General features: G+C 58.2%; 27 protein-coding genes. 9 read left to right on the top strand and 18 right to left on the bottom strand.

All coding sequences use genetic code 11. From position 1 onward, the window contains the following. Positions 1 to 23: 23 nt before the first annotated feature. The 9 genes from RB602_RS05405 to RB602_RS05365 are packed head-to-tail and all read right to left on the bottom strand — an operon-like array spanning position 24 to position 10,187. A complete protein-coding gene (locus RB602_RS05405) occupies positions 24 to 1,247 on the bottom strand; it encodes an FtsW/RodA/SpoVE family cell cycle protein (RefSeq protein WP_406568407.1) in 1,224 nt (407 codons plus the stop codon). Between the two features lie 4 nt (positions 1,248 to 1,251). Then, positions 1,252 to 2,571, bottom strand: coding sequence for a UDP-N-acetylmuramoyl-L-alanine--D-glutamate ligase (murD, locus tag RB602_RS05400; RefSeq protein ID WP_317083647.1), 1,320 nt, complete (start codon positions 2,569 to 2,571; stop codon positions 1,252 to 1,254). Then, positions 2,568 to 3,638 carry a phospho-N-acetylmuramoyl-pentapeptide-transferase gene (mraY, locus tag RB602_RS05395; protein WP_317083645.1) on the bottom strand — a complete coding sequence of 357 codons (1,071 nt, stop codon included), beginning with the start codon at positions 3,636 to 3,638 and terminating at the stop codon, positions 2,568 to 2,570. The genes murD and mraY overlap by 4 nt, the downstream gene beginning before the upstream one ends. Continuing rightward, positions 3,638 to 5,032: a UDP-N-acetylmuramoyl-tripeptide--D-alanyl-D-alanine ligase gene (locus RB602_RS05390; RefSeq protein ID WP_317083643.1), complete on the bottom strand. Its 1,395-nt coding sequence runs from the start codon at positions 5,030 to 5,032 to the stop codon at positions 3,638 to 3,640. The genes mraY and RB602_RS05390 overlap by 1 nt, the downstream gene beginning before the upstream one ends. Beyond that, positions 5,029 to 6,483 carry a UDP-N-acetylmuramoyl-L-alanyl-D-glutamate--2,6-diaminopimelate ligase gene (locus tag RB602_RS05385; RefSeq protein ID WP_317083641.1) on the bottom strand — a complete coding sequence of 485 codons (1,455 nt, stop codon included), beginning with the start codon at positions 6,481 to 6,483 and terminating at the stop codon, positions 5,029 to 5,031. Before RB602_RS05385 ends, RB602_RS05390 begins: the two co-directional genes overlap by 4 nt. Further along, positions 6,483 to 8,177, bottom strand: a complete 1,695-nt coding sequence (locus RB602_RS05380; RefSeq protein ID WP_317083639.1) for a peptidoglycan D,D-transpeptidase FtsI family protein — start codon at positions 8,175 to 8,177, stop codon at positions 6,483 to 6,485. Before RB602_RS05380 ends, RB602_RS05385 begins: the two co-directional genes overlap by 1 nt. Then, positions 8,174 to 8,797 (bottom strand): hypothetical protein, encoded by a 624-nt coding sequence (locus RB602_RS05375; protein ID WP_317083637.1) that lies wholly within the window; start codon positions 8,795 to 8,797, stop codon positions 8,174 to 8,176. The genes RB602_RS05380 and RB602_RS05375 overlap by 4 nt, the downstream gene beginning before the upstream one ends. Further along, complete coding sequence (gene rsmH, locus RB602_RS05370) at positions 8,794 to 9,756, bottom strand: 16S rRNA (cytosine(1402)-N(4))-methyltransferase RsmH (protein WP_317083635.1); 963 nt, start codon at positions 9,754 to 9,756, stop codon at positions 8,794 to 8,796. Before rsmH ends, RB602_RS05375 begins: the two co-directional genes overlap by 4 nt. After that, positions 9,753 to 10,187 carry a division/cell wall cluster transcriptional repressor MraZ gene (locus tag RB602_RS05365; protein ID WP_317083633.1) on the bottom strand — a complete coding sequence of 145 codons (435 nt, stop codon included), beginning with the start codon at positions 10,185 to 10,187 and terminating at the stop codon, positions 9,753 to 9,755. Before RB602_RS05365 ends, rsmH begins: the two co-directional genes overlap by 4 nt. Positions 10,188 to 10,680: 493 nt before the next feature. Between RB602_RS05365 and RB602_RS05360 the strand changes: the two genes are divergently transcribed. Genes RB602_RS05360 through RB602_RS05345 form a run of 4 tightly spaced genes read left to right on the top strand, consistent with a single transcriptional unit; the run spans position 10,681 to position 12,555 of the window. After that, positions 10,681 to 11,139: a helix-turn-helix domain-containing protein gene (locus RB602_RS05360; protein WP_317083631.1), complete on the top strand. Its 459-nt coding sequence runs from the start codon at positions 10,681 to 10,683 to the stop codon at positions 11,137 to 11,139. A gap of 51 nt (positions 11,140 to 11,190) precedes the next feature. Beyond that, positions 11,191 to 11,547 carry a hypothetical protein gene (locus tag RB602_RS05355; RefSeq protein WP_317083629.1) on the top strand — a complete coding sequence of 119 codons (357 nt, stop codon included), beginning with the start codon at positions 11,191 to 11,193 and terminating at the stop codon, positions 11,545 to 11,547. Positions 11,548 to 11,606: 59 nt separating this feature from the next. Beyond that, positions 11,607 to 12,062 (top strand): hypothetical protein, encoded by a 456-nt coding sequence (locus tag RB602_RS05350; RefSeq protein ID WP_317083627.1) that lies wholly within the window; start codon positions 11,607 to 11,609, stop codon positions 12,060 to 12,062. Further along, positions 12,016 to 12,555, top strand: a complete 540-nt coding sequence (locus tag RB602_RS05345; RefSeq protein WP_317083625.1) for a hypothetical protein — start codon at positions 12,016 to 12,018, stop codon at positions 12,553 to 12,555. The genes RB602_RS05350 and RB602_RS05345 overlap by 47 nt, the downstream gene beginning before the upstream one ends. A 63-nt stretch (positions 12,556 to 12,618) precedes the next feature. On the opposite strand, the gene RB602_RS05340 is transcribed toward RB602_RS05345, so the two are convergent. From RB602_RS05340 to ccmA, 6 genes are all read right to left on the bottom strand, one after another. Further along, complete coding sequence (locus tag RB602_RS05340; RefSeq protein ID WP_317083623.1) at positions 12,619 to 13,464, bottom strand: Gldg family protein; 846 nt, start codon at positions 13,462 to 13,464, stop codon at positions 12,619 to 12,621. A gap of 5 nt (positions 13,465 to 13,469) precedes the next feature. After that, positions 13,470 to 13,835 carry a hypothetical protein gene (locus RB602_RS05335; protein WP_317083621.1) on the bottom strand — a complete coding sequence of 122 codons (366 nt, stop codon included), beginning with the start codon at positions 13,833 to 13,835 and terminating at the stop codon, positions 13,470 to 13,472. Further along, on the bottom strand, positions 13,832 to 14,857 hold the full coding sequence (locus RB602_RS05330; protein WP_317084428.1) for a cysteine synthase A: 1,026 nt from the start codon (positions 14,855 to 14,857) through the stop codon (positions 13,832 to 13,834). The genes RB602_RS05335 and RB602_RS05330 overlap by 4 nt, the downstream gene beginning before the upstream one ends. Positions 14,858 to 15,068: 211 nt before the next feature. Further along, positions 15,069 to 16,610, bottom strand: a complete 1,542-nt coding sequence (gene glpD, locus RB602_RS05325) for a glycerol-3-phosphate dehydrogenase (RefSeq protein ID WP_317083620.1) — start codon at positions 16,608 to 16,610, stop codon at positions 15,069 to 15,071. A 5-nt stretch (positions 16,611 to 16,615) separates the two neighbouring features. Then, positions 16,616 to 17,302 carry a heme exporter protein CcmB gene (locus tag RB602_RS05320; protein ID WP_317083619.1) on the bottom strand — a complete coding sequence of 229 codons (687 nt, stop codon included), beginning with the start codon at positions 17,300 to 17,302 and terminating at the stop codon, positions 16,616 to 16,618. Then, positions 17,299 to 17,946 carry a heme ABC exporter ATP-binding protein CcmA gene (ccmA, locus tag RB602_RS05315; RefSeq protein WP_317083618.1) on the bottom strand — a complete coding sequence of 216 codons (648 nt, stop codon included), beginning with the start codon at positions 17,944 to 17,946 and terminating at the stop codon, positions 17,299 to 17,301. The genes RB602_RS05320 and ccmA overlap by 4 nt, the downstream gene beginning before the upstream one ends. Before the next feature lie 118 nt (positions 17,947 to 18,064). Here ccmA and RB602_RS05310 point away from each other — a divergent pair, with 118 nt between their 5' ends. Then, on the top strand, positions 18,065 to 18,358 hold the full coding sequence (locus tag RB602_RS05310; RefSeq protein ID WP_317083617.1) for a 4a-hydroxytetrahydrobiopterin dehydratase: 294 nt from the start codon (positions 18,065 to 18,067) through the stop codon (positions 18,356 to 18,358). A 2-nt stretch (positions 18,359 to 18,360) separates the two neighbouring features. Here the strand turns inward: RB602_RS05310 and RB602_RS05305 are convergent, their stop codons facing one another. Continuing rightward, complete coding sequence (locus tag RB602_RS05305) at positions 18,361 to 19,173, bottom strand: SDR family oxidoreductase (RefSeq protein ID WP_317083615.1); 813 nt, start codon at positions 19,171 to 19,173, stop codon at positions 18,361 to 18,363. 132 nt (positions 19,174 to 19,305) lie between these two features. Here RB602_RS05305 and RB602_RS05300 point away from each other — a divergent pair, with 132 nt between their 5' ends. Genes RB602_RS05300 through RB602_RS05290 form a run of 3 tightly spaced genes read left to right on the top strand, consistent with a single transcriptional unit; the run spans position 19,306 to position 22,202 of the window. Next, entirely contained in the window at positions 19,306 to 20,121 is an 816-nt protein-coding gene (locus RB602_RS05300) for an ATP-binding cassette domain-containing protein (protein ID WP_317083614.1), read from the top strand. Next, positions 20,118 to 21,668 carry an ABC transporter permease/substrate-binding protein gene (locus RB602_RS05295; protein ID WP_317083611.1) on the top strand — a complete coding sequence of 517 codons (1,551 nt, stop codon included), beginning with the start codon at positions 20,118 to 20,120 and terminating at the stop codon, positions 21,666 to 21,668. The genes RB602_RS05300 and RB602_RS05295 overlap by 4 nt, the downstream gene beginning before the upstream one ends. Then, positions 21,669 to 22,202: a hypothetical protein gene (locus RB602_RS05290; RefSeq protein WP_317083610.1), complete on the top strand. Its 534-nt coding sequence runs from the start codon at positions 21,669 to 21,671 to the stop codon at positions 22,200 to 22,202. 319 nt (positions 22,203 to 22,521) lie between these two features. Here RB602_RS05290 and RB602_RS05285 read toward each other — a convergent pair whose 3' ends face one another. Next, positions 22,522 to 23,139, bottom strand: a complete 618-nt coding sequence (locus RB602_RS05285) for a DNA-3-methyladenine glycosylase family protein (RefSeq protein ID WP_317084427.1) — start codon at positions 23,137 to 23,139, stop codon at positions 22,522 to 22,524. A gap of 148 nt (positions 23,140 to 23,287) precedes the next feature. On the opposite strand from RB602_RS05285, the gene RB602_RS05280 reads away from it, so the two are divergent. Further along, on the top strand, positions 23,288 to 23,605 hold the full coding sequence (locus RB602_RS05280) for a 2Fe-2S iron-sulfur cluster-binding protein (RefSeq protein WP_317083608.1): 318 nt from the start codon (positions 23,288 to 23,290) through the stop codon (positions 23,603 to 23,605). 341 nt (positions 23,606 to 23,946) lie between these two features. On the opposite strand, the gene RB602_RS05275 is transcribed toward RB602_RS05280, so the two are convergent. Beyond that, complete coding sequence (locus RB602_RS05275; protein ID WP_317083606.1) at positions 23,947 to 24,714, bottom strand: competence/damage-inducible protein A; 768 nt, start codon at positions 24,712 to 24,714, stop codon at positions 23,947 to 23,949. Between the last annotated feature and the right edge of the window lie 41 nt (positions 24,715 to 24,755).

Genomic DNA, 24,755 nt, shown 5'->3' with positions numbered 1-24,755 from the left:
AACATAATGGCGGGAAACTTTAGTCACTGCTGCCAACTCCTGTCAAATGAGGAGCGGTCAAGATAGGGGTTTCTGCGGCTCAAGGCGAGCAGCAAACCAGCGGCAAAACACAATGCCAGCATCGATGACCCACCATAGCTGATAAACGGCAAGGTCATCCCTTTGGACGGGAAGAGCTGGAGGTTGACGGCGATATTGATCATCGCCTGACCAACAATCTGCGCCGCCAGACCGCTGACTGCCAGGGTTAGGAAAAGGTCTTTCTCCTCTTGTAGCCGCAAAAGCACCCGGCCCATAAACACCAGATAGAATATCGCAATTGCGGCACAGGCCAGCAGACCAAATTCCTCACCAATCACCGAGAAGATATAGTCGGTATGCGCTTCAGGCAGGCGAAACTTCGCCGTGCCCAGTCCTGGGCCTGCGCCGATAAAGCCGCTGCTGGTCAGCGTGTTATGGGCAAAGCTGACCTGGTCAAACTGATCACCACCGAAGAGCCACGCATTAATCCGCTGCGTCGCCACCGGATAGAAAAGATAGGCAGTGGTCAGGCCGCCGATACCGGCAACAATCGATACCGCGATAATCTGGAAGGAGAGCCCAGCAAGCAGCGCCAGCACAAACCAGATGCCAAAGAAGATAATCGTCGCGCCGAGATTGGGCTGCATCATCAGGAAAAAGCCAATTGCGCAGGTAATGGCAAAGGTCACCGCCAGGACCGGCAGGTCAGGATCACGCGCCTTGAGCGACAAAATCCAGGCCGTTGCGACCGCAAAGGCGGGCTTGAGAAACTCCGATGGCTGGATAGTCAAACCATAGCCAATCCAGCGCTGCGCGCCATTTTTGGTTTCCCCCAGGATCGGAACCAGCATAAGCAGCAAGCCAAAGAACAGCGCCGCAGCAATCGCCAATCGGCGCGCCTGGGTTTTGGGGAGCATTGAGATGACGATCATCATCGGCACACCCACAGCGAGCCAGCGTAATTGACGATAAAAGAAGTAGAGCGGATCGAGCGTGACACTCGCCGTAGAAAGCCGTGCCGCAGAAGCAGGCGATGCGGCGGCGACGGCGATCAATCCAAGCCCCATCAAAATGCCGATCAGTGTCAATGTGACACGGTCAAGTTCCCAGAACCAGATCGCCAGTTGCGACTTGTCCGACCGGCCCAACCGACTCTTGAAGCGCTTGGAGATACCGCGCGCGACAATGGCGGGCGCGTCGGCGACCGAAGCATTATTCTCGTTCATGACGTTATCGGTCACACCCGGCCTCCTCATCGGCAATCAGCTTTTCCACCATGTTGCGAAAACAATCCCCGCGCGCCTCAAAATCGCGAAACTGGTCGAACGAGGCACAGGCAGGAGACAGCAGGACCACATCACCCGGCACTGCGGTTTCAAAAGCCTCACGCACCGCGGTGCACAGCATTTCCGATTTGCTCACCGGCATGTGCGTGCCCAGCAGTTCGGCATAATCCGGGCCTGCCTCACCGATGGTGTAAGCATGTTTGATCCGGTCGAAATAGGGCGCGCATTCATCCAGCCCTTTCTCCTTGGCCAGACCGCCGGCAATCCAGTGGATATTGCGATAAGCCGCCAGTGCCGGGGCGGTTGCCGCCGGATTGGTGGCCTTGCTGTCATTGACATAGGCAACACCCTGATGCTGGGTGATAACCTCCATGCGGTGAGACAGCCCGCCAAAGCTGGCAAAGCTGCGCGCCGCCTCCGCTGGATCAAGCCCCAGCCCTGCAGCAACGCCCAGAGCGGCAGCAGCGTTTTCGCGGTTATGCGGTCCGGCCAGCGCCGGCCAATCATCTTGGCCCTCTACAGCCACCTCATCGAGAAACTGCACCGTCAAATCATCGCGCTGGCCAAGAACGGCAAATTCCTTCTCGGTCTCCCGATTGACCACTGCCGCCTGCCCGGCCCTTTGCATCCCGAACAGTCTCGCCTTGGCAGCTGCATAAGCGGGGTAATCGGCATAGCGATCAAGATGATCCGGGGTGATGTTAAGCAGCACCGCGACATCGCATGCCAGCGAGTAGGTCAGATCAATCTGAAAGCTCGACAGCTCCAGCACATAGACTGCCGGGCCTTTAGCATTGGGCTGCAGCGGCATCTGGCTCATGATCGGCAGGCCGATATTCCCCCCCATCAAACTGCTATAGCCCATCTGTTTGAGCATATGGTGCACCAGGGCAGTGGTGGTCGATTTGCCATTGGTGCCGGTGATGCCGACCACCTTATGCTCCGGCAATTCGGGGCGCGCCATGGCGAATAGTTCGATATCGCCGATCAGCGGCAGATCGAATGCGCGGGCTCTATCGGCGATAGGATGGCGATTGATCGGCACGCCGGGGGAGACGACAATGCCATCATAGCCGGTCAAATCCGCAACCAACGGATCGCCCAGCTCAACGCCCTCGGGCAAACCATCGCGCGCGGCCTCGCTATTGTCCCAGGCGAGCACATGCGCGCCGGAAGCAACCAGCGCCTCGACCACAGCTTTGCCGGAGCGGGCAAGGCCAAGCACGGCATAGCGTTTCCGGTCAAAGGCGCGTGCGGTAATCATCTGAGTTTCAGCGTCGCCAATCCAGCCAGCGAAAGCACAAGCGAGATGATCCAGAAACGGACCACCACGGTGGATTCAGGCCAGCCAAGCTGTTCAAAATGGTGATGGATCGGTGCCATGCGGAAGACGCGGCGACCGGTGCGTTTAAACCAGAACACCTGGATGATGACGGATACCGCTTCGAGCACAAACAGGCCGCCGACAATGGCCAGCACAATCTCGTGATGCGAGGCAACGGCAATCGCCCCTAATGCTCCGCCAAGAGCGAGCGATCCGGTATCGCCCATAAACACCGCTGCCGGTGGCGCGTTGAACCAGAGGAACGCCAGACATGCGCCGATAATCGCACCGCAGAAAATCGCCAGCTCGCCGACACCTTCAACATAGGGAATGCCGAGATAGCCAGAGAAGACAGTATTACCGACCAAGTAAACGATCAGCAGGAAGGTGCCGCTGGCAATCACTACAGGCATGGTAGCGAGACCATCCAGCCCGTCTGTCAGGTTGACCGCATTACCCGCGCCGACAATCACAAAGGCGGCGAAGGGATAATAGAATAGCCCCAACTCAAAGGCGAGATTGCTGAAGAACGGGACATAGAGGAAGGTCCCGGTCTGATTGAGGATTAGCCAGCTTGCACCGCCTGCAACGGCAAATTCAGCCAAGAGCCGCACCTTGCCGGATACGCCCTTGTGACTGGCCTTTCGCACCTTGTCATAATCATCGAGGAAACCGATGGTGCCGAAACCCAAGGTCACAAACAGACAGGCCCAGACAAAGACATTGCTGAGATCCATCCAGATCAGCAGCGAGATCGTCAGCGAGATCAGGATCATGAGCCCGCCCATGGTCGGCGTGCCTCGCTTGGCGAGATGGCTTTGCGGGCCATCCTCACGGATCGGCTGTCCTTTGCCCTGACGCATCCGCAGCATCATGATGAAACGCGGCCCGATCGCCATGCCGATAAACAGCGCGGTGACAATGGCAGCGCCAGAACGGAAGCTGAGATAGCGGATTAGGTTGAAGACGCCCTCAAAGCCCATCATTTCGGCGAGAAGCAGGAGCATTATGTTTCCCCGTCGGTGAGCGCCCGGACCACCGACCCCAGATTGACACTGTTGGACCCCTTGACCAGAACGGTATCGCCATCGGCCATGATGGCCCGGAGCTGATCAAGCGCTGCAGACGCATCGGCCACATGGTCGAAACCGCCCTGATACTCAACCGCTTCTGCGAGCTTTTTACCCAGAATTTGCAACTCTTCACCGACCAAGATGCAATGGTCGACCTCGGCGGCGATAATCGGATGGACCAGCTCGGCATGATAATGCTCGCTTCGCTCCCCCAACTCCTTCATCGCGCCCAGAACAGCGACCTTTCGGCCAGCCGCATTCTCAGAGAAAGTCTTGAGTGTCACCGCCATGGAGGCGGGGTTGGCATTGTAGCTCTCGTCGATCAGATGGACTTTGGCACCACCCTGCAGCGTCAGATCATGCGTGGCACCACGCCCGGCGAGACCCGGCAGTTCAGACATCGCCAATCCAGCCAGCGCCAGATCACCGCCGGCAGCATGAACAGCGGCCATCACCGCCAGCGAATTCATCACCCAATGCTCGCCCTGCTCGGCGACGCGATAGACCAGCATGCGGTCAAGCATCCGCGCCGTCACCAATGTGCCGCCTTCCATGGCTGGGACGGCATCAATCAGCCGGATATCCGCATCTTCATGGCTGCCAAAGGTGAGGATATGGCTAGCACAAGTCTCGGCCTTAGCGCGCAGGATCGGGTAATGCGGGTTGTCGATCGGAATAATCGCAGTGCCTTCAGGTTCCAGCCCTTCGAAAATCTCCGCCTTGGCATGGGCAATACCGCTTTCATCGTCGAAATTCTCGATATGTGCAGGACCGATGGTGGTGATGATAGCGATATGGGGTCGGACAATCCGGGTCAGGGCGCTGAGCTCGGCGGCATGGTTCATGCCCATCTCAAACACGCCATAATCCACCGCCGGGTCCATCCGCGCGAGGCTGAGCGGCACGCCGACATGGTTGTTATAGCTTTTGACCGAGCGATGCGCATTGCGCGCCGGGGTGCGGCTGAGCGAGAGATAAAGCGCTTCCTTGGTGCCGGTTTTGCCCGCCGATCCGGTAACGCCGATAATGGTCGCATCGGTGCGCGCACGGGCGGCATGGCCGAGCGCATTCAATGCGGCAAAGCTGTCCTCAACCAGCACATACGGCGCATCGCCCAGCGGTTTTTCGCTGATGACGCCCGCCGCGCCATTTTCCAATGCGCCGTCAATATAGCCATGGCCATCGGCTTGTTCGCCGCGCATCGCTATAAATAGGTCGCCGGTGCCCACTTCGCGTGAGTCAAAAGCAACGCCGGAAATGGCAAAGTCGCCATGCGCTGTGCCGCCGGTCGCTTCGGCAATTTCTGCGGCGGTCCAGATGGTGTTCATGCCACCGCCTCCCCGGCGACTTGCCGCGCAACCTCGACATCATCAAAGGGCAGCACCCGCTGATCTTCACCACGTCCGATAATCTGGCCCTGCTCATGGCCCTTGCCGGCAAGCAGCACGATATCCTCAGAACCCGCCATGGAAAGCGCATGGGCAATCGCTGAACGGCGGTCGCCAATATCCTCTGCATCTGGCGCTGCTGCGAGTATCTCGGCGCGGATCGCTGACGGATCTTCGCCGCGCGGATTGTCATCGGTGACGATCACATGATCGGCATGGGCCTGTGCGATCTTGCCCATTTCCGGACGCTTGCCGCTATCACGATCCCCACCTGCGCCAAAAACACAGATCAGCTTTCCGGTAACATGCGGACGCAGCGCCGATATCGCCGAGGCCAGCGCATCGGGCGTATGAGCATAATCCACATAGACCGGTGCGCCATTGCTGGCGATCACGGCGCGCTCAAGACGTCCGCGCACCGGTTGCAGCCGCGCGACGTGGTCAAAGACCTGATCAGCTTCGTCGCCCGCGGCGATCGCTATGCCTGCAGAGGTGAGCGCGTTGGCCGCCTGATACGCGCCGATCAACGGCAGTGAGATACGATAGGTTTTGCCCTGATGCTCGACCATCAGCACCTGCCCCAGTGGCGTTGGTGTGCGTGAGACCAGCACGATATCATCACCCGCCTCACCCACGCTCAGCGTCTTGAGACCACGCGTCTCACAGCGCTCCTGAACTTCGAGCGATTTGGGATCATCGGCCCAGATGACGGCGGTGCCATCGCTATCCACTACCTCGTCAAACAACCGCATCTTGGCCGCGAAATAAGCCTCCATCGTGCCATGATAGTCGAGATGGTCGCGGCTGAAATTGGTGAAGGCAGCGATCTTTACCGGCAGACCTTCAGTGCGGAATTGCGACAGGCCGTGACTGGACGCCTCAAAGATCACATGGCTGATCCCTTGACGCGCCATGCCACTCATATTGTTGAGGAAAGTAACAATATCCGGCGTGGTAAGACCGGTGCGGTTCTGGTCAAAAGAGGTGGTGACCCCCAGCGTACCAATCGACGCCGCGCCAAAGCCCGCCATATGCCAGAGCTGGCGGGTCATCTCGGCAGTCGAGGTCTTGCCATTGGTTCCCGTCACCGCAGCAACAGTCGAAGGCACCGGGCGGAAATAGCGCGCGGCCCCTTGCGCGAAGGCGCGGCGGGGTTCGTCATCGACAATATGGGCGACGCTGGACGGGACATCGGCCTGATCGGAAGCAACCACAGCAATCGCGCCTGCTTCTACCGCATCCGCAATAAAATCCTCGCCATTGAAGCGCGCACCGCGAAAGGCGCCGAATACCGTGCCGGGAGCAACCTTGCGGTGGTCAATCGCGAAACCTGTCACCGGCTGATCGGCCAAGGTGGCGGGCACTGCAGAAAAGATGGAACCGAGACGCATCAGCCGGAATGCCTCGCTTTCCAGAGCAACGGAGTCAGCTCGGTAATATCGACATCGCGCCGGTCATCAGGGACGACGCCCAGCATCGGGCCAATGCGCGGCACCAACCGGCCAACCACCGGCGCCGCGGTCCAGCCAGCGGTGCGTTGATAGGCCGAGGCCGCGCTACCCTTGGGTTCATCGAGCATGGTCACGACAACATATTTGGGATTGTCCATCGGGAAGGCGGCGGCAAAGGTCGAGACCAGCGAGCTTTTCTTATAGCCACCCTTATGCGGCTTTTCTGCTGATCCGGTCTTACCGCCAATGCGGAAACCCGGCGCGTCGGCCTTGCGTCCGGTGCCGTGGACCACAATCATCCGCAGCAACTGACGCATCCGCGCGCTTGTCGCCGCTTTGAACACGCGGCGGCCCTGCGGCACTTCATCAGCATTGAGCTTGCGCACACTGGCCGGACGCCAGATACCACCATTCACCAGAGCCGCATAGGCCGAAGCCAGGTGCATCGGCGTCACCGCAATGCCGTGGCCATAGGCGATGGTCATATTGGTTACCCGACCCCAGCTTTGGGGCCAGAGCGGATGACCGCGTTCTGTCAGCTCAACTTCGGGTGGTGCATCAAAACCGAGCGAACGCAGCATAGCCTCCATGCGATCGCGCCCAAGATTATCCGCCAACCGAGCGGTCACAATATTCGAGCTATGCACCAGCGTTTCTGGCACATTGAGGTAGCGCGCCTGTGGGTGATCATCGCTGATCTTGAAGCGGCCGACCTGGAGCGGCTGTGTAGCGTCATAGCGGGTAGCCAGATTGGTCACAGTACCGGTATCCAGCGCCGCTGCAACGGTCAGTGGCTTGAAGGTCGAACCCAGCTCATAGACATTGAACGTCACATCATTGGTCTGGCGCGCGATATCACCCTTGCCGATCTTATTGGGGTTAAACTCAGGCAAAGAGGCCAGCGCCACAACCTCGCCAGTATTGGCATTAAGCACAATCCCCGCCGCACCCTTGGCCTGTAGGTCGAGCATCGCATTGCCCAGCTCATGCTCCAAGGCAGCCTGCACCCGCACATCCATGGCCAGCCGCACCGGCTCGGCGCGACGAACATCATCCACCAGCCGATCATTGAGCACCCGCTCCATGCCCATGACGCCCTTGCCATCGGCATTAACATAACCAAGCAAATGCGCGCCCAGCCCATGTTGCGGATAGAAACGTTCATTTTCCTGCGGGAAGTCGAACCCAACCTCGCCAAGCGCATGCACTCGATTGGCCACTTCCGGCACAACACGACGGCGCAAATAGGTCGGGCGCGTGCCGTTCAGTTTCTTGAAGAAGCTGTCCGCGCTGGTGTCGGGGAAAATCTCGGCAAGCTGGCGCGCCAGTTCTTTACGATCACCAATGACCTTTTCCGGCTCGACACGAATGGCGAAGGCGGGAATGGTCCGCGCCAAGGGTACGCCATTGCGATCGACCAGATCAGCACGCGGCGGGATATAGAGCGTGCCGGTATCACGCGCGACACGATGCTCTTCAAAAACACCGATATAAAACAACCGGGCAATCATCACCAAAACGGTGAACGCGAGCAGCAACAGCACCACCAACGCGCGCATATGTGCGACGGACAGGGCTTGGGCCGAGACACTGGCCAGGCGGACGCGTTCCTTGCCCTGGGCAATTGCCATCATAGTTGCGGCGCATCCTTCCCGGAATCAGAAGCGGTAGCATCACTGCTCGACGACACGCTGTTCGCTTCGAGCAAATCCTCAATCGTTGGCGCATTCTTAGGCAGATCAATCGCAACCGTAGCTGAACCGGATGCCGCAGCCGCAGCTACACTTGGCGCGGCATCAGCCATGCCCGCTGCCCCGCCTGGCGCAACCGCATCGCCATTTTCTTCGGCCTCTGCCTTGGGAATGGCGATGCCATCGCCAAAAGGCGAACCGACAGTGCCCGCCGCATCTTGGACGCCAACCATTGCCACTTCAACAATGTCATGCATATGGTCGCGCCCTTTGCCGAGATTGGCCAGTTCACGCTCACCGCTGATATATTGCGCCGCTTCAGGCGCTACATAGCCATAATCGACCGCATTCCACAGCTCGAGCTGACGCATGCTGGCGCGCGTAGCAAACTCGGTTTCCAGATAACGCAACCGCTCTTTGGCCGCGACAATCCTTGCCTCGGTCCGCGACAGGTCGCTGCGGATAGAAGCAACGCTGAGCGAGAGCGGATAGAGCGAGATTGCAACCACCAACACCAGCGCCAGCCAGCCTAGATTTTTCAGTCTGCGTGCAGCGAGTTTCATGCCGCTTCCTTCCATGTCGGTGCGTCAGTGCGAATGGCGGCCCGAAGGGTCGCCGAGCGGGCGCGGGGATTGCGGGCGCATTCTTCGTCGCCCGCGCGAATGGCTTTGGCCGGCTTGCCAAAGCTGGGTTGCGGCCCGGCATCGGTAACGGGCAGATGGCGCGAACCACCCCCCTGCCTCCCGGACCGGGTACGGAAAAACTGCTTCACAATCCGGTCTTCCAGACTGTGAAAAGTCACGACCGCGAGACGGCCACCCGGCTTCAGCATCGCTTCCGCTGCCGTCAGACCTGCGCGCAGTTCGTCCATTTCGCCATTCACATGGATGCGGATCGCCTGAAAGCTGCGCGTCGCCGGATCTTTCTTCATGCCGGGATGATGGCCGAGTGCCTTGCGGATGATCGCTGCCAGCTCTGCCGTGGTCTGCAGCGGGCGGGCAGCACAGATCGCACGGGCCACGCGGCGCGATTGGCGCTCCTCACCATAAAGATACAGCACATCCGCAATCGCATCGGCTTCGGCGGAGTTGAGAAAATCCGCAGCGCTCTCACCGCTCTGGGCCATGCGCATGTCGAGCGGACCATCCTCACGGAAAGAAAAGCCTCGCTCCGGCCTGTCCAACTGCATCGACGAGACACCAATATCGAAGACGATACCGTCAACCGCCTCGATCCCCGCCTCACGCAATACACTGTCCAGTTGCGAGAACTCCGCCGGGTGGAAGCGGAACATCTCGCCATGCTCGCTCAGCACAGCCTCAGCATAAGGCCGTGCATCGGGATCACGATCAAAGCCATGCACCATCGCGCCTTTAGCCAGCATCGCGCGCGTATATCCGCCCGCACCGAATGTGGCATCGACATGCCGCTCGCCCGGGTGGATGGCGAGCGCAGTGATGACCTCATCAAGCAGAACCGGAATATGCGGAGGGTTGTCCATCAAGACACTGTCAGCGGTCATTGGCGCGCCTCCAGCTCTTCGCGGAAATAGGGGATCAGCGTCTTGGCGTCGATCAGCCGTGGAACATCAGTCTCATAAGCCAGCAGCGCATCAGGATCCCAAATCTGGAACTGGCTGCCGCCGCCGATAAACAGCGCCTGCCCTTCAATCCTGGCGAGGATGCGCGCATGCGGCGGGAAGATAAACCGGCCTGACGCGTCAAAGCCGGTCTCAAACACCATCGCCGAACTCGACAGCTCAGCCTCTTCACGATCAAACACCTCTCCGCGCTGGGTGGCGAGCGCTTCCTGGCGATCAATCTCGGCGTCAATCTCGTCCTGACGGCTCAAACCATAGCCAACAAGGCAGGGAAAACGGGTGTCGCGCGACAGGCACAGCAGGCGCTTGTCGCTGCTTTCAGTAACGGTTTTGCGAAATTCTGCAGGCAGCACGAAGCGATCTTTTTCGCCACGGGCGGCGAAAAATGTCCCTCTATACCGATATTTCGGCTGCTCGCTCACGTTCCTCCACCCCGGTCTTGACCCATTTGGTCAGGGCAAAGCGCTCCCGTTCCGACAAGCGCTATGCGCCAGCGGTGCTGAGAATCAGCAACTGGAAACAGTCCACCCTATGGTTAGAGCGGGTTTATCAGCCTTAATCACGGGAGAAAAGGGGAATTCACGGGATTTTACGGGAATATAAAATTAAGCACTGTTTTTATTGAATATTTTTTCGCCCTAGGGCTCAGTTGAATTGCATTCTCACAAAAATTCACCTTTTGTTCAATATTTTACAAGCCTTTTGCTTTCGTTTTTAGAAGCTAACGCGACTGCAGCTTAGGGACGCGCACCGAAATATTTTACACATGCAACTTATTGCAAAATCTGACCACACGGATAGTCCAATGAAAAACATGTCGTAAAAAGTGAGGAAGTAGGGTCAGCATTGCCTCAGAATGTCGAAACAGCTTTAACCCCACGCCAGATTGATTGCTTGCGGCTGGTTGGCAAAGGTATGCGGTCAAAAGAAATCGCATTGGAATTGGGCCTCGCCCCGTCAACGGTAGACAACCATATCCATGCTGCGGTTGAGAAGCTCGGTGCAAGCGATCGCTTCGTTGCATCGCGAATGCTGGACCGGGAAAACACTAGGCAAAAAATGCCTAGTCAACCGGCAGCGATTGAAAATTCTTCGGAATCGGATGAGCTTGATGTTCAGGCACCGCAGACTGCTGGTCACTCATTTTGGCGATCACTGGTAAGCATGCCACCGCTGGAGGGACAGACTAATGATCTGAGTTGGCAACGACGAACACTGCACATCTTGCAGATCGCCATTGTCGCAGCATCAATCGGAACGGCAATCATGCTTATCATTGCCACTGTGATGACGGTCATCATCTGATCCATTCAAAAACTGGACAAGGATCATGCGCTTTTGCGCAGGGGAGAAGTCATGCATAAAATCGAAGATAATAATGGTCAAATTGTTGCCTCAGATGTGCAAAAGGGATTGCGCTCAATTGATGCTGCCATCACCGATAATCTTACCCTGACCAATTCCATTTTGCAGGTCTCTGAAGCATCTGCGCTTCCGGTCAGCACAAGTCAGGGTCTTTTGCGTTCGACCACTGCCGCGCTTAACGGCTTTGTTGAAGGGCGTGAGCAAATGGCGCGAACGATCAAGCAGCTCTCCAAAATCCAGGCAGAGAGCAATCTGCGGACGGTCAGCTTTGGTTGCCCGAACGGAATACATCAGGTCACCGGCAGCGCGATCGAAGATCAAGCAAACGCCGATCTGGCGGATAGCTGAAGATCGCCTGCACGATTGTTCTTGCGATCAGGAATTAGAAATGGTTGCCGTTAACCCATATGATTATCGGTATTCTTTTTATCGCCCTCGCCTTTTTCGCCTGCATATATGGTATCATAGCGGGCGAAAGAGACGGGAGGATAGCGGCGCTGCTGTTTGTAGCAGCAACGGTAGCCTCGTACTTTGCAGATACGCTGAGCCCATGGGTCAGTCTGGTATTCGGCATCTTCCTGGTCGATGTGATCCTGCTCGCCGGACTCTATTGGCTGGCCTTATCAAGCAGGTATTTTTGGCCGTTATGGGCTTGCGGCATCCATTCCGTAGCAGTCATCACGCACATGGCATCGCTGATTGCTCCCAGCTTCCTGCCGGAAGTATATCAGATGATTCAGGGATTCTGGGCCATTCCAACACTCCTCTCAATGGTGATTGGCATATGGCTTACCCGCTCAAGAGGAGCGTCCGGTTATGAAAATAGACTCTCATCAAAAGCACGAGTTCCTCTCGACCGCTGAATCGCTCTACATCATGCTCGAAGCCACCGAGAGCATTGTCCAGAGGTTGATTGAGATTGAAGGTGAGCAACAGCGGCACGATGTCCTATCGGACTGCAATGCGCTTTCTCGCATAGAGCACATCTCGGAACCTGCAGAGAGACAGGACAGCAAGCCAAAGTCGCCTTTAGAGGTCGAGCCGCTTGTCCGCGCACATCTTGCCGCCCGCAATGTCCGCGATGAAATATTCCAAAAGGACCTTTTTGGGGAGCCCTCCTGGAATATACTGCTTGACCTTTATTCCGCACACCATGCCGGTAAAGCCATCAGCATAACCAGCGCCTGCATCGCATCAGGAGCACCGCCCACGACAGCGCTAAGGCACATATCGGCGTTGCAAAATGAAGGCTATATCGAGCGTATTGAAGACACGTCCGACAAGCGTGTCGTCTACATCCATATGACGCATAAAGGCATTGAGGTCATCGAGAAATGGGCCTCGGCTCTGAAATAGGGCGCAAATCGCTATGCCTCGAGACAGATTGGCAGCAGCATGGAGACTAAGGATATCAGCTAATTAACGCGATAGCATCGCGTCAATCCAGTCGATGACCACTGCACCGGTACCGTGCAGTTCTGCGCTGCTATGAGTATGACCAGGGTCCGCATGGTCAGAGTCGATGCCGAAATACTGCGGTTGCAGCATTTCGGCATCGGCGATCACCTGCACCCTGCCCTTGCCGACACGGCAATCAGCGATCAGGCCGCTAGCGCGCACTGTGCATGAGTCATCGGTGTCGGTCGGTTGAATGACAAAATGTCCCGCCTGCATAACGGGCACGATATCGCTGTCGACACGAACCAGCCACGTTTCCTCCGGTTGATTCTCGTCAATACGCTGTTCCAGCCCCCAATGCGCAAACAGCGGCGAGAGCAAGGTGACGCCTTCGGGCCGCCGGGGATCACCATAATGGAAGATGCTGGGCCAGTGCAGCATGGGATCGGCAAACACCAAAGCCTCACCGCCCGCGCGTAGCCAATCGTCAAACTGCACCAGTTCATCCGGAGTAAAAGGACGTGCCTGCGCCAATATGAGCAGTTCCGGATCGTCAGCCAGCCCGGCCTCCAGAACATCATGCACGCCCAATGCATAGCGCTGGTTAAGCGTTTCACCCAGCGGGTGATAGTTAGTCGCCGCCAGCTGATCGGCAATGTCATAAGCTTCCGGTGTAAACAGCGGCAGGCTGGTGAGCATTGCGACCTTCCGGTCCTTGAAGGGGCTCGGCGCAATATCAAGACTGGCGCGCATATCGGCGCCGCCTGTCATGCTGGCGGACAGGCCGAGTACCGTGCCGATTGCCACTGTCAATGCGGTCGTCACTGCCATCACCGCTGCCTTCGCCTTACGCTTCTTGTTCGCCATGCGCGCTATTGCTGGGTCTGCCCTTGCGCTGCCGGTTCCGCGTCGCCGGGTGCGTTGGGGAGATCCGGCACCTCGTCCTCGTTCAGCACCTCTTCCGGATCACCCAGGCTTTCATCGGGTGCTATATCCGGCACAACCCCGAGATCCACCAAAGGTTCATTAGGCTGATCTTCGGCAGGTGGCGCTTCTGCTGATTGTTCCGCCGGTTCCTGCGCGGCCAGCGGATCAACCGAAGGCTCATCGCTCGCGCCTTCCAATACCAGACTCGCCATCGCCACCATCAGCAAAACCGCAATCACCCCGACCGAGCCGATTTGCAGGCGCTGCAGCACATGGCTGTCATTGCGGGTGCCAAGCGGCTGCTGGTTCATGCGCTTGTTCCTTCTTCATCAAGCCACGGAAAGACCGGCAGTTCCTTCTTGCGCAGCCATTCCGGATTGTACAGCGTCGAAAGGTAACGGAAACCGGTATCGCACAATATCGTCACCACCCGCGTATCGCTGCCGCGCTCCTTGGCCAGTTGTTTGCCCAATTCGATAGCGCCGGCAACATTGATGCCCGATGAAAGGCCAAGGCACAGCCCTTCCTCGGCCAGCAAACGACGGACCCAGACCAGCCCTTCCTCATCGGAAATGCGGAATTGAGTATCAATCGGTGCGCCTTCCAGATTGGCGGTGATGCGGCCCTGCCCTATCCCTTCGGCTACCGACGACCCTTCGGATTTCAACTCACCATGCGCATAATAATTATACAGTGCTGCACCATGCGGGTCGGTCAGTGCGATGCAGACATTCTGGTCTTTTTCCTTCAGCCCCATGCCAACCCCGGATATAGTTCCGCCAGTTCCCGCCGCACAGGTGAAGCCGTCAACCCTGCCCTCCAACTGTTCCCAGATTTCCTTGCTGGTGCCCTCAATATGCGCACGGCGATTAGCAATATTGTCAAACTGCCCGGCCCAAACCGCGCCTTCGGTTTCTTCGGCCATCCGACGCGAAACATGCTGGAAATGGGCCGGGTCCGCATATTTGGTCGGTGGGACCAGCACAAGTTTGGCCCCCAAGGCCCGCAGCGTATCCATTTTCTCTTTTGACTGATTGTCGGGCATGACAATAACAGTTTTATACCCCAGCGCATTGGCCACCAGCGCGATGCCGATGCCGGTATTGCCCGCCGTACCTTCGATAACCGTGCCACCCGGCTTTAACTCGCCGCGTGCTTCGGCATCGCGGATCATGTAAAGCGCCGCCCGATCCTTCACCGAGGATCCGGGATTGGCATATTCGCACTTGCCGTAAATCTCACAGCCGGCTTCATCGCTGGGGCCTTTGAGGCGGACCAATGGGGTGTCACCGATCAGATCAAGGGTCGAGCCTGTAGCCATAGGCGGTATCATCGTGTTCATGCCCTTTCACATAGTCCGCCATGGCGGGAACGGCAAGAAAGTTAGGCTTTGGGGTGTTATAGTTCACGCGGAGGCGCGGAGCCGCGGAGAGATTGGTCTCCCTCCCCTTCAGGGGAGGGATTAAGGGAGGGGGTTATCCACTTGCGTTGCGCCTTTGGAACGCCCCCTCTCCCAACCCTCTCCCCTGAAGGGGAGAGGGCTTTTAGCTCTCCGCGTCTTCGCGTCTCCGCGTGAAACTCTTTGCAAACCATTCGTGGAAGTCCGCCTGCTCCGCCTCGCTCATATGCAAGCCGCATTTGGTGCGACGCCAGAGGATGTCCTCGGCTTCCCGCGCCCATTCCTGATCGACAAGATAACGCACCTCGGCTTCGCTGAGGCCGCCACCAAACTGAGCGCCGAGTTGCTCCATCCGATCACAATTGCCGATGATATTATGAATACGCGTGCCATAGCAGCGGCCCATGCGCCACAGCATATCCTGAGGCATCCAAAGATAACTAGCCTCCAACTCGGCAAAGAACGCATCAAAATCCGCATCGGCGATATCGCCGCCCGGCAGCGCCTTATGTGCCGTCCAGCCCGGTTTTTCCGGTCCGCTATCTTCGCTCAGCCCCAATGGGTCAGCCAGCTTTTCCATCGCATGTTCGGCGAGCTTACGACAGGTGGTGATCTTGCCGCCAAAGATGGAGAGCAAGGCCGCACCATCCTCCGGCGCATCGAGATCAAACACATAGTCGCGCGTCACCGTCGAGGCATTGTCCGCCTTGTCATCATAAAGCGGCCGCACGCCGGAATAGGTCCAGACAATATCCTGCCGCGTCACCGGCGTGGCGAAATACTCATTCGCTATAGAGAGCAGATATTCCGTCTCTGCCTCTGATATCTCCGGCGGCCCATCGGCAGGATCATAGGGGGTGTCGGTAGTCCCGATCAGGGTGAAATCGCGCTCATAGGGGATGGCGAACACGATACGCTTGTCGCTATTCTGGAACATATAGAGATGCTCCCCCAGATAGAGCCGCCGCACGACGATATGACTGCCCTTCACAAGGCGCAGATTCTGTCGGTTGCTGCCGGGATAGGCGCGGTTCAAGATATCGTCCACCGCCATGCCCGCCGCATTGACCACAGCGCGTGCTTGAAACTGTTTCTCACCTTCCGCTGTCTCGGCGGTGATATGCCAATGCGCATCTTCGCGCTTCAACCCGCTACAACGGGTGCGTACCCGGATATCGGCACCGCGCTCCGCCGCATCGAGCGCGTTCAACACCACCATGCGCGCATCATCGGTCCAGCAATCGGCAAAGGAGAACCCCTTTTGCAAGTGCTCCTGCAATATCCCGGCATAGGGCGGCTGATGCAGATCGACAGTCTCTGTGCCGGGCAGGATTTTGCGCGCGCCAAGATTGTCATAGAGAAACAATCCCAGCCGCAGCATCCAGGCAGGACGCAGGTTTGTGTTATGCGGCAGTACGATCCGTAGCGGCCAGATAATATGCGGCGCCGATTGCAACAGCACCTCACGCTCCAGCAAAGCCTCACGCACCAGCCGGAACTCCAGATGCTCGAGATAGCGCAAGCCGCCATGCACCAATTTGCTCGAGGCGCTGCTGGTCTCGCACGCCAGATCGCCCTTTTCCAGGAGCAGCACTTTTAGGCCGCGCCCTGAAGCATCACGCGCAATCGCCGCGCCGTTGATACCACCGCCGATGATCGCAAGGTCGTAGAGAGTGTTCTCGGCCATCGCGCTCAATCCCGCGCCGCGCGGATTGCGGCACCAGCCGCGATTGGCGATATGGCCACTAGAAACAGGCTAACCGCCGCCAACAGCATAAAGCCATTTTGCCCGCCTTGCACATTACTGCCTGCGCCAAAGATCAGCATCGGTACGGCCAATGGCAGGAAAAGCAGCCCACCCAGCGCCGTGCCCGAGCGCAGGCCCGCCATGATCGCCGCGATCAATACCGCCAGCGCCGCCAGTCCCGGTGTGGCCAGCAATAGGCCGGTCATCAGCACGGTAAGTTGTTCGCTATCCTGCCCCAACAGCGCCGAAGCGATGATCGTGGCGAGCAGCAGCGGTGGCGCGAAACTGAGCCAATGGGCGATAATCTTGGCCGCCATTATCCATTCCTCGGCTATTCCGCGCACCGCGTAGAAATCATAATGGCCCGTCTGCTGGTCGGGGAGCACCAGCCGATCAATAGGCAGGATCGCCGCCAGCAGCGCCGCGACCCAGATGACTCCGCCGCCAGTGCGGGAGAGCAGCGGCATATCGGGGCCGACGGCAAAGGGGTAGAGAATGGCGACGGTGAGAAAGAACAACACCGGCAGCAGAAAACCGCCTTGCCCACTATCTCCCCCGCCCAGACCATAGGCGCGGGCCACATCACGGCGGATCAGCCGCAGCAATATGGCGGGGAGGCCCGGACGGCTCACAGCGCATCCTCTGCATCGGGCTGATAATGGGCAATGTCCAGCGTGGCATCACCCAGCCCGGGCAAGGGCAGATGCGACGCCGCAAGGATGACCCCGCCAGCATTGCGATGCGCGCTGAACAGTTCACCCAACAGTTCGAGCGCTGCCTGATCGAGACCATTGGCAGGCTCATCCACCAGCCAGATCGGCGCGTCGCCCGTCGCCATCAGCGCCAGTGCCGCACGCTTGCGCTGACCGGTGGAGAATATCCGCACCGGAATATCGGCCAGGGCTGTCAGATCGAGTGCCTCCAAAGCGGCGTCACGGCGGGCATCGGAAATGCCATCAATCGCCTGCCAGAAGCGCAGCGCTTTGGCGAGCGTCTGGTCGCTTTCGAGCGGCAGGCGGTCATCACACAGAGCAATATTGCCCGTCACCTCAAGCGATCCGGTAAAGATAGGCAACAGTCCGGCAACTATCCTCAGCAAGCTCGACTTGCCGATGCCATTGGGCCCAACCAAGGTAAGCGCATCACCGGGCGCAAGCTCTATATCCAGCCCGCGAAACAGCAGCCGGTCACCGCGCCGACAACCTAAAGACTTTGCCGAAAGCCGGGCCTGTTCACCAGAGATGGAATGTGTATCCGCCATAATCTGGCGGGGCATGGCGGAATGTGCCCAAAAGCTCAAGCATGTTGCACATAGCGGCGCGCCAAAAAGCGGTTTACTGTCATGCACAAAGGCGATGATTCGCCCCGAAAAGACAGGAAAGGACAGCACCGATATGGCCGCCATCAGCCCCCTAAGCGAAGCCGAGCGCAGCGCCGCGCTCCAGGATCTGCCGCAATGGACCTATGACAAGGACAATAAAGGCATCGCCCGCAGCTTCGCCTTTGGCAATTTTGTCGAGGCGTTCGGCTTTATGTCCTCGGTGGCGCTGCTGGCGGAAAAGGCGGACCATCATCCGGAATGGTCAAACGTCTATAACCGGGTGGAAATTTTGCTGACGACGCATGATGCCGGTGGTTTATCCGAGCGGGATATCGCACTGGCGAAGCAGATTGATGCGTTGATCTAGGGTTATAAATTTCCGCCGACAACATCGCCGATATTCGCCAGTTCGACCTGTTGCTTGCGCAGGCGGCCGCGCATCCAGCGCGAGGCGAACCATAGTTGTTTCGCCATTTTGTTGACCGGGGTGTGCACCTTGTCGCCATGCACCGCTTCCCAGGCGGCGGGTCCGATAATCTCGATCGGGCTGACCTCGACACCCGCTGATTCCAGCCGTTGCTTGCCAGTCTGATTGGTGCCCTCAATCACCTCTCCGATAATCGCGGTGTCGATAAAGCCAGGCATCAGCGAGCGCGAGCGAATGCCATGTTTGCGCAGCTCAATATCATGCGCCTCGGCCAGGCCACGCACCGCAAATTTGGTTGCGCTATAGACACTTAGGTCCGCCACGCCATAAATGCCCGCCGCAGATGCAGTGTAGAGAATGCAGCTATCTTCTGTATTCTTCAGCATCTCAAAACAGGCGCGGGTGCCATTGAGAACACCGGTGAAATTGACGGCAATCTGCTTGTCAATGTCCTCGTCGAGCATATCCTGAATCGGCCCGCCGCTGCCAATACCGGCATTGTTGAACAGCACATGCATGGTGCCGCCGGTTTTCTCGGCGAACTCGGCAACTACACTCTTCCACTGCTCGCGATTGGTGACGTCGAGCATATGGGTTGAACTCTGTCCTTCGGGGATCAGCGCAGCACTTTCGGCCAGTCCTTCAGCATTGATGTCCGCCAGACCGACAAACCATCCGCGCTCACCGAAATAACGGCCTACCTCACGTCCCAATCCCGATGCACCGCCGGTAATAAAAATCGATTTCTGCGCCATGTTCGGTTTCCTCTCCTGACCGTCACAGTCTTTACATCTGTGTCAATAGCTTCTGCCCGCTATAGGCTGGCCAAACCGCGCTCGCAATGGCTATAGCTGGACCATGACTTGCCGGGGGCCAACACCATCAGCATGAACACCGACACTGCCGCTACGGCGCGCGGCCCCGCTATCGCTTATCAGGGACTTGCCAAATATTATGGCGAAACCACCGCTGTCGCGCCGTTGGACATAGACATTGCGCCGGGGACATTAGTGGCGCTGGTCGGCGCGTCGGGGTCGGGCAAGTCGACGCTGCTGAAGATGACCAACCGCCTGATCGAACCGAGCAAGGGCAATGTGCACATTGGCGGTGAAGATATCACTACGCAGGACGCGCACACATTGCGCCGCGCCATTGGCTATGTGTTTCAGAATATCGGCCTGTTCCCGCATATGACCATCGCCCAGAATATCGGCATCGGGCCGAAGCTGGCGGGCGATGAGCCTTTGTCGGCACAGGATATTGCCGAATTGCTGACCCTTGTTGATCTGCCCACAGACTTTGCCAGCCGGATGCCCGATCAGCTTTCCGGTGGTCAGCAACAACGTGTCGGTGTCGCGAGGGCGCTGGCGGGCAAGCCGGGGCTGATGCTGATGGATGAACCCTTTGGCGCCCTCGACCCTGTGACGCGGGAACTGCTGGCGCATGAATATCGTCGGTTGCATGATGATATGGGGCTGACCACCATCATGGTGACGCATGATATGGCCGAGGCCCTGCTGGTCGCCGACCGCATCTGGGTGATGGCGGGCGGGCGCATCGCCGCCGATGCGACGCCGGGGGAATTGCTGGCGGGTGGTTGCGGGCCGGAAGCCGAAGAACTGGTTGCGGTGCCGCGCGGTCAGGCGGAAAAGCTGGTTGAAGCGCGGCGTGCGGCGCTGGCCAATGGACAGGCCGCATCATGAGCGATCTGTTTGGCGAGGCTTTTATTGAGAGCTTTGGCCGCGTGCCCGAATTGCTTGCCGAGCATATCCAACTGGCATTTTCCGCGCTGGCGCTGGGGCTGGTTATTGCGCTGCCGCTCGCCGTCTGGGCCGCGCGCAGTCCGGTGGTGGCGCGTATAGCGCTCAGCTTTGCCAGCCTGATCCAGACGATCCCGGCGCTGGCTTTGCTGGCGCTCTTCTATCCGCTGCTGTTGGTGCTCAATACACTGCTCGGCGATATCATCACACCGCTTGGGTTTCTGCCCTCACTACTGGCGCTGATCCTCTATGCATTGCTGCCGATCCTGAGAAATGCGGTGACCGGGCTGCATGCGGTGGACCCTGCGCTCACCGAAGCCGCTGACGGCATCGGTATGACCTCGGCGCAGAAACTGCGGCTGGTCGAGGCACCGCTCGCTGCCCCCACCATTATGGCCGGTATCCGCACTGCATCAGTCTGGACCATCGGCGCAGCAACCCTCTCCACCACGGTTGGCCAACCGAGCCTGGGCGATCTGATCTTTGCCGGGTTGCAAACGCAAAACTGGTCGCTGGTGCTTGCCGGATGCCTGTCTTCGGCGGCGTTGGCCATTCTTGTCGACACCCTGCTCGGCATGGTCGAATATGGCATCGCTCATCGCAGCCGCTGGCGGATATGGACCGGACTGGGTCTGTTGGCGCTTGGGCTGGTCGTGGCGCTGCTGCCGCGTGGCGGCGGCGATGATGCCAATACTATTGTTATCGGTACAAAGCGTTTTTCCGAGCAATATATTCTCGCCCGCGTTGTCGGTCAGAGGCTGGAAGAAGCCGGCTATGCGGTGGAATATCGTGAGGGGCTTGGATCGGCGGTGCTGTTCCAGGCGGTGGCCAATGGCGATGTCGATATTTCGGTCGATTATGCCGGAACCATCTGGACCAATGAGATGGAGCGCACCGACCGCAAGCCACGCGGCGAAATGCTGGAAGAAATCACCAGCTGGGTCGATAGCGAGCATGGCACGCTGCTGGTCGGCGCGCTGGGTTTTGAGAACACCTATGCCTTTGCCGTGCGCCCTGAGGATGCCGAGCGTCTGGGGCTGGAGAGCCTTGATGATCTGGCGCGCGTGTCACCACAATTCACCTTCGGCACCGATCTGGAGTTCCTTGAAAGGCCTGAATGGAAGGCGGTCAAAGCCGCCTATCCCTTGCGGTTCAAGGAAGAGCGCGCCTTTGAACCGACCTTTATGTATCGCGCGCTCTCCAGCGGTCAGGCAGACGTTATTTCCGCCTTTTCTTCCGATGGTCGGGTTGCCGCCTATAACTTCGTGGTTTTGAGCGATCCCGAAGGCGCGGTACCCAGCTATGATGCGATGCTGATGCTGACCGGCAAGCGCCGCGAGGATGCGAAACTGGTGGCGGCGCTGAAGCCTCTGATCGGCGCAATTCCGGTTGAGAAAATGCGCGCCGCCAATTATCGCGTTGACCGGGATGAGGACAAGCAAAGCCCGTCAGAGGCCGCGCGCTGGTTAAGACAGGAACTGGGGTTATAGATGCTTTCCATTCGCGCCTTTTGCGTCATTCTCATCGCGCCGCTGCTGTTCTGGGCCAGCGCGGCGCAGGCCGCCGTCACCATCACCTTTTACAGCCATGACTTTGGTAGCAGCTTCCCGCACGCCTTTGTGGTGCTGAAAGGCACGCTCGATTCCACCGGAGACAAAGTGGACATCAATTACGGCTTTACCGCCGTCAATGTCTCGCCCAACATCCTGTTCGGCTCCGTCAAGGGCAAGATCGAGACCAGCAAGCCCAAATATGTCGCCAATAGCGATGCGCATTTCTCCATGGTGCTGAGCGACCGGCAATATTATGCGGTAATCGCCAAAATGGTCGAATGGCGCGACTGGCCGCAGAAAAGCTATAATCTCAACAAGCATAATTGCGTGCATTTCGTCGCCGAGGTAGCGCAGACATTGGGACTGAAGACCAACCCGAAAACCAATTACTGGAAAAAGCCGAAAAGCTTTTTGCGTGAGGTACGGCGATTAAACCCAGGTGTGCGGGTCGCGGCGAATGCGCCGGATTAGAGCTATGCTATCATTCCGTCGGCCCCGCGCAGGCGGGGCCAGGGCTTAATTGACTCACACAAAGCCACAAAGGCACGAAGGCGTTAGAACATCTTAGTGGCTTTGTGGCTTTGTGGCTTTGTGTGAAATTCTAGACTGTTTTTCACTTAGCTTGAAACACGTCATTGCGAGCGTAGCGAAGCAATCCAGGGCAACACGCGCCTGCTCTGGATTGCCGCGTCGCTTCGCTCCTCGCAATGACGATCAATTGTAAATGAAATCGACTCTAAAAAAACCTAGGCCCCGCCTGCGCGGGGCCGACGAAATGAAAATTAGGTCCCTACAACGCCGCATTATTATAGCAATGCCAAGTCAAAATCGCGATGCTGCCGCGATGGGGTGACCAGGGATCAGCCAGCGCGCGGGTTTCTTTCTCCGACGGGCGCTCATCCAATCCCAGTATCTTGCCAATCCCGGCCTGCACCGCCAGATCGCCCGCAGGCCAGATATCGGGTCGCCCAACCGCAAACAGCAGATAAATCTCTGCCGACCAGCGGCCAATGCCTTTGATCTGGGTGAGTTCAGCAATCGCGGTTTCGTCATCATCGGGCAGAGCATCGAGGTTGACCGCACCCGACATCACCAATTCTGCCAGCGATCGGGCATAGCCCTGTTTCTGCCGTGACAGGCCGCAGCCGCGCAGGGCATCAAAATCCTGCGCAATCAGCGCATCGGGCGGGCAGTCCTCACCCAGCAAGCCTTCCAGCTTGTTCCACACTGATGCGGCAGCGGCGACGCTGACTTGCTGGCCGACTATGGTGCGCAGCAGCGTTGCATAGCCGGTGGGGCGCAGACGCGGTTCGGGATAGCCCACCAGATCAAGCGCGCGGGCAATTCCCGGCTCGACAGCGGCGATGCTGTCAATGCCATTACGTAACTGCTCGGTGCTTAATCCCATATCGTCTCGTCTATTCTCTGCATCATGCGCGCTGGTGGCGCTGCCAAACACCCTTGCAAAAAGCGGCATGGAACGACATATCCACGCCAAAGCCGCTCGTCATCGGGCGGCCATTCTTTTGCCAATGTGATAACGGGGTAACCAGATTATGCCAGAATTGATTGTTGTCGACCGCGCCGGAAATGAAAAAGCCGTTGAGGCCGAAGCCGGACTGTCGGTTATGGAAGCCATTCGCGACAATGGCTTTGACGAACTGCTGGCGCTCTGTGGTGGCTGCTGCTCTTGCGCCACCTGCCATGTCCATGTTGACGAGGCCTTTATCGACAAGCTGCCCGCAATGGACGAGGATGAGGACGATCTTCTGGAAAGCTCCGACCACCGCAATGACCAATCGCGGTTGAGCTGTCAGATTACGATGACAGATGATCTGGCGGGTCTGAAAGTGGCAATTGCGCCTGAGGATTGATCTCACAAACTTGCCCATCCCGCTGCGACCGGGCTCAGGATCTATTATCCAGTGATATCTGTTATCGTCGGCCCCGCGCAGGCGGGGCCTAGGCTTTTTTAGACTCACGCAAAGACGCGAAGGCGCAAAGAAGGTTCCTATTTGCACGACCTCTTCGCGTCTTTGCGTCTTTGCGTCGTTGCGTGAAACCATAGCCCTGGCCCCGCCTGCGCGGGGCCGACGAATTAATAGGAACCTGCATTGGAAAAGCGACTCATCAGATTTAATAGATCCCAAGTCTAAGCGCCTTCGCTTGGCTTAGTAACTATGTCTCTCCCTAAAGGAGAGAGGGCTATAATGTCTTACCGCAAAGCAATCCCACCGGGCGTCACCGGGTAGCCCGCTGCGTCCAGCTTTGTGCTTAGCTCCCCTACACAGCGCGCCAGTTGCTCGGCATCGGTGCAGCGTATGACAAAATTTGCACCCACCCGGCCCTCGCGGAAAAAGGGATAGCTGCCAATCTGGCAGTCGGGATAGGCCTTCACCACTTCGCCGAGCAGATTGGCGACTTCGCTTTCCGCCGTCCAGCAGCCCAGCGTCTCGGATATCAACGGCGCGCCGCCTTCCAATGTGCCGGTGAGCGCATCGAGCATCCCCGCCATGATATGCGGCACCCCGGCCATGATAAAGATATTGCCACGGCGAATCCCCGGCGCGCCGGACATGCGATTCTCGATCAGCTCCGCGCCATCGGGCACCCGCGCCATGCGCAATCGCGCCTCGGTCACCCCGCCCTTATCGGCATAATAGGCCTCCAGCACCGCCTTGGCCTTGGGATGCACCACCACATCAACGCCGAGCGCCACGGAGATTGCATCCACAGTGATATCATCATGCGTCGGGCCGATACCGCCGGTAGTAAACAGATAATCATTGCGCGCGCGCAGCGTGTTGACCGCCTCGACAATCGCCGCCTCGTCATCCGAGACCACTCGCACTTCGGCGAGACGAATGCCTTGCACATTCAGCCATTTGGCCAGTTGCGCGACATTCTTGTCCTGCGTTCGTCCGGAAAGGATTTCATCGCCGATAACCACCATCCCGGCGGTCCAGATTTTTGTGCTCGTCATGCCCGTCTCATAGCGGAGACAATGGCACTCGCAAAGTGGGA

Source organism: Parasphingorhabdus sp. SCSIO 66989 (genome assembly GCF_032852305.1).
Lineage (GTDB): Bacteria > Pseudomonadota > Alphaproteobacteria > Sphingomonadales > Sphingomonadaceae > Alterisphingorhabdus > Alterisphingorhabdus coralli.
The sequence above is the reverse complement of the archived record's forward strand: the minus strand, read 5'-3'. Positions and strand labels throughout refer to the sequence as shown.

Bases quoted from the DNA above. Each gene is read 5' to 3' on its own strand.
- RB602_RS05275 (WP_317083606.1), bottom strand. From the start codon at position 24,714: ATGACGAGCACAAAAATCTGGACCGCCGGGATGGTGGTTATCGGCGAT.
- RB602_RS05390 (WP_317083643.1), bottom strand. From the start codon at position 5,032: ATGAACACCATCTGGACCGCCGCAGAAATTGCCGAAGCGACCGGCGGC.
- RB602_RS05305 (WP_317083615.1), bottom strand. From the start codon at position 19,173: ATGGCGCAGAAATCGATTTTTATTACCGGCGGTGCATCGGGATTGGGA.
- RB602_RS05290 (WP_317083610.1), top strand. From the start codon at position 21,669: ATGCTTTCCATTCGCGCCTTTTGCGTCATTCTCATCGCGCCGCTGCTG.
- RB602_RS05405 (WP_406568407.1), bottom strand. From the start codon at position 1,247: ATGAACGAGAATAATGCTTCGGTCGCCGACGCGCCCGCCATTGTCGCG.
- RB602_RS05310 (WP_317083617.1), top strand. From the start codon at position 18,065: ATGGCCGCCATCAGCCCCCTAAGCGAAGCCGAGCGCAGCGCCGCGCTC.
- RB602_RS05350 (WP_317083627.1), top strand. From the start codon at position 11,607: ATGATTATCGGTATTCTTTTTATCGCCCTCGCCTTTTTCGCCTGCATA.
- ccmA (WP_317083618.1), bottom strand. From the start codon at position 17,946: ATGCCCCGCCAGATTATGGCGGATACACATTCCATCTCTGGTGAACAG.
- RB602_RS05280 (WP_317083608.1), top strand. From the start codon at position 23,288: ATGCCAGAATTGATTGTTGTCGACCGCGCCGGAAATGAAAAAGCCGTT.
- RB602_RS05285 (WP_317084427.1), bottom strand. From the start codon at position 23,139: ATGGGATTAAGCACCGAGCAGTTACGTAATGGCATTGACAGCATCGCC.
- RB602_RS05330 (WP_317084428.1), bottom strand. From the start codon at position 14,857: ATGATACCGCCTATGGCTACAGGCTCGACCCTTGATCTGATCGGTGAC.
- murD (WP_317083647.1), bottom strand. From the start codon at position 2,571: ATGATTACCGCACGCGCCTTTGACCGGAAACGCTATGCCGTGCTTGGC.
- RB602_RS05335 (WP_317083621.1), bottom strand. From the start codon at position 13,835: ATGAACCAGCAGCCGCTTGGCACCCGCAATGACAGCCATGTGCTGCAG.
- RB602_RS05295 (WP_317083611.1), top strand. From the start codon at position 20,118: ATGAGCGATCTGTTTGGCGAGGCTTTTATTGAGAGCTTTGGCCGCGTG.
- RB602_RS05375 (WP_317083637.1), bottom strand. From the start codon at position 8,797: ATGAAACTCGCTGCACGCAGACTGAAAAATCTAGGCTGGCTGGCGCTG.
- RB602_RS05340 (WP_317083623.1), bottom strand. From the start codon at position 13,464: ATGGCGAACAAGAAGCGTAAGGCGAAGGCAGCGGTGATGGCAGTGACG.
- rsmH (WP_317083635.1), bottom strand. From the start codon at position 9,756: ATGACCGCTGACAGTGTCTTGATGGACAACCCTCCGCATATTCCGGTT.
- RB602_RS05345 (WP_317083625.1), top strand. From the start codon at position 12,016: ATGAAAATAGACTCTCATCAAAAGCACGAGTTCCTCTCGACCGCTGAA.
- glpD (WP_317083620.1), bottom strand. From the start codon at position 16,610: ATGGCCGAGAACACTCTCTACGACCTTGCGATCATCGGCGGTGGTATC.
- RB602_RS05380 (WP_317083639.1), bottom strand. From the start codon at position 8,177: ATGATGGCAATTGCCCAGGGCAAGGAACGCGTCCGCCTGGCCAGTGTC.
- mraY (WP_317083645.1), bottom strand. From the start codon at position 3,638: ATGCTCCTGCTTCTCGCCGAAATGATGGGCTTTGAGGGCGTCTTCAAC.
- RB602_RS05355 (WP_317083629.1), top strand. From the start codon at position 11,191: ATGCATAAAATCGAAGATAATAATGGTCAAATTGTTGCCTCAGATGTG.
- RB602_RS05300 (WP_317083614.1), top strand. From the start codon at position 19,306: ATGAACACCGACACTGCCGCTACGGCGCGCGGCCCCGCTATCGCTTAT.
- RB602_RS05385 (WP_317083641.1), bottom strand. From the start codon at position 6,483: ATGCGTCTCGGTTCCATCTTTTCTGCAGTGCCCGCCACCTTGGCCGAT.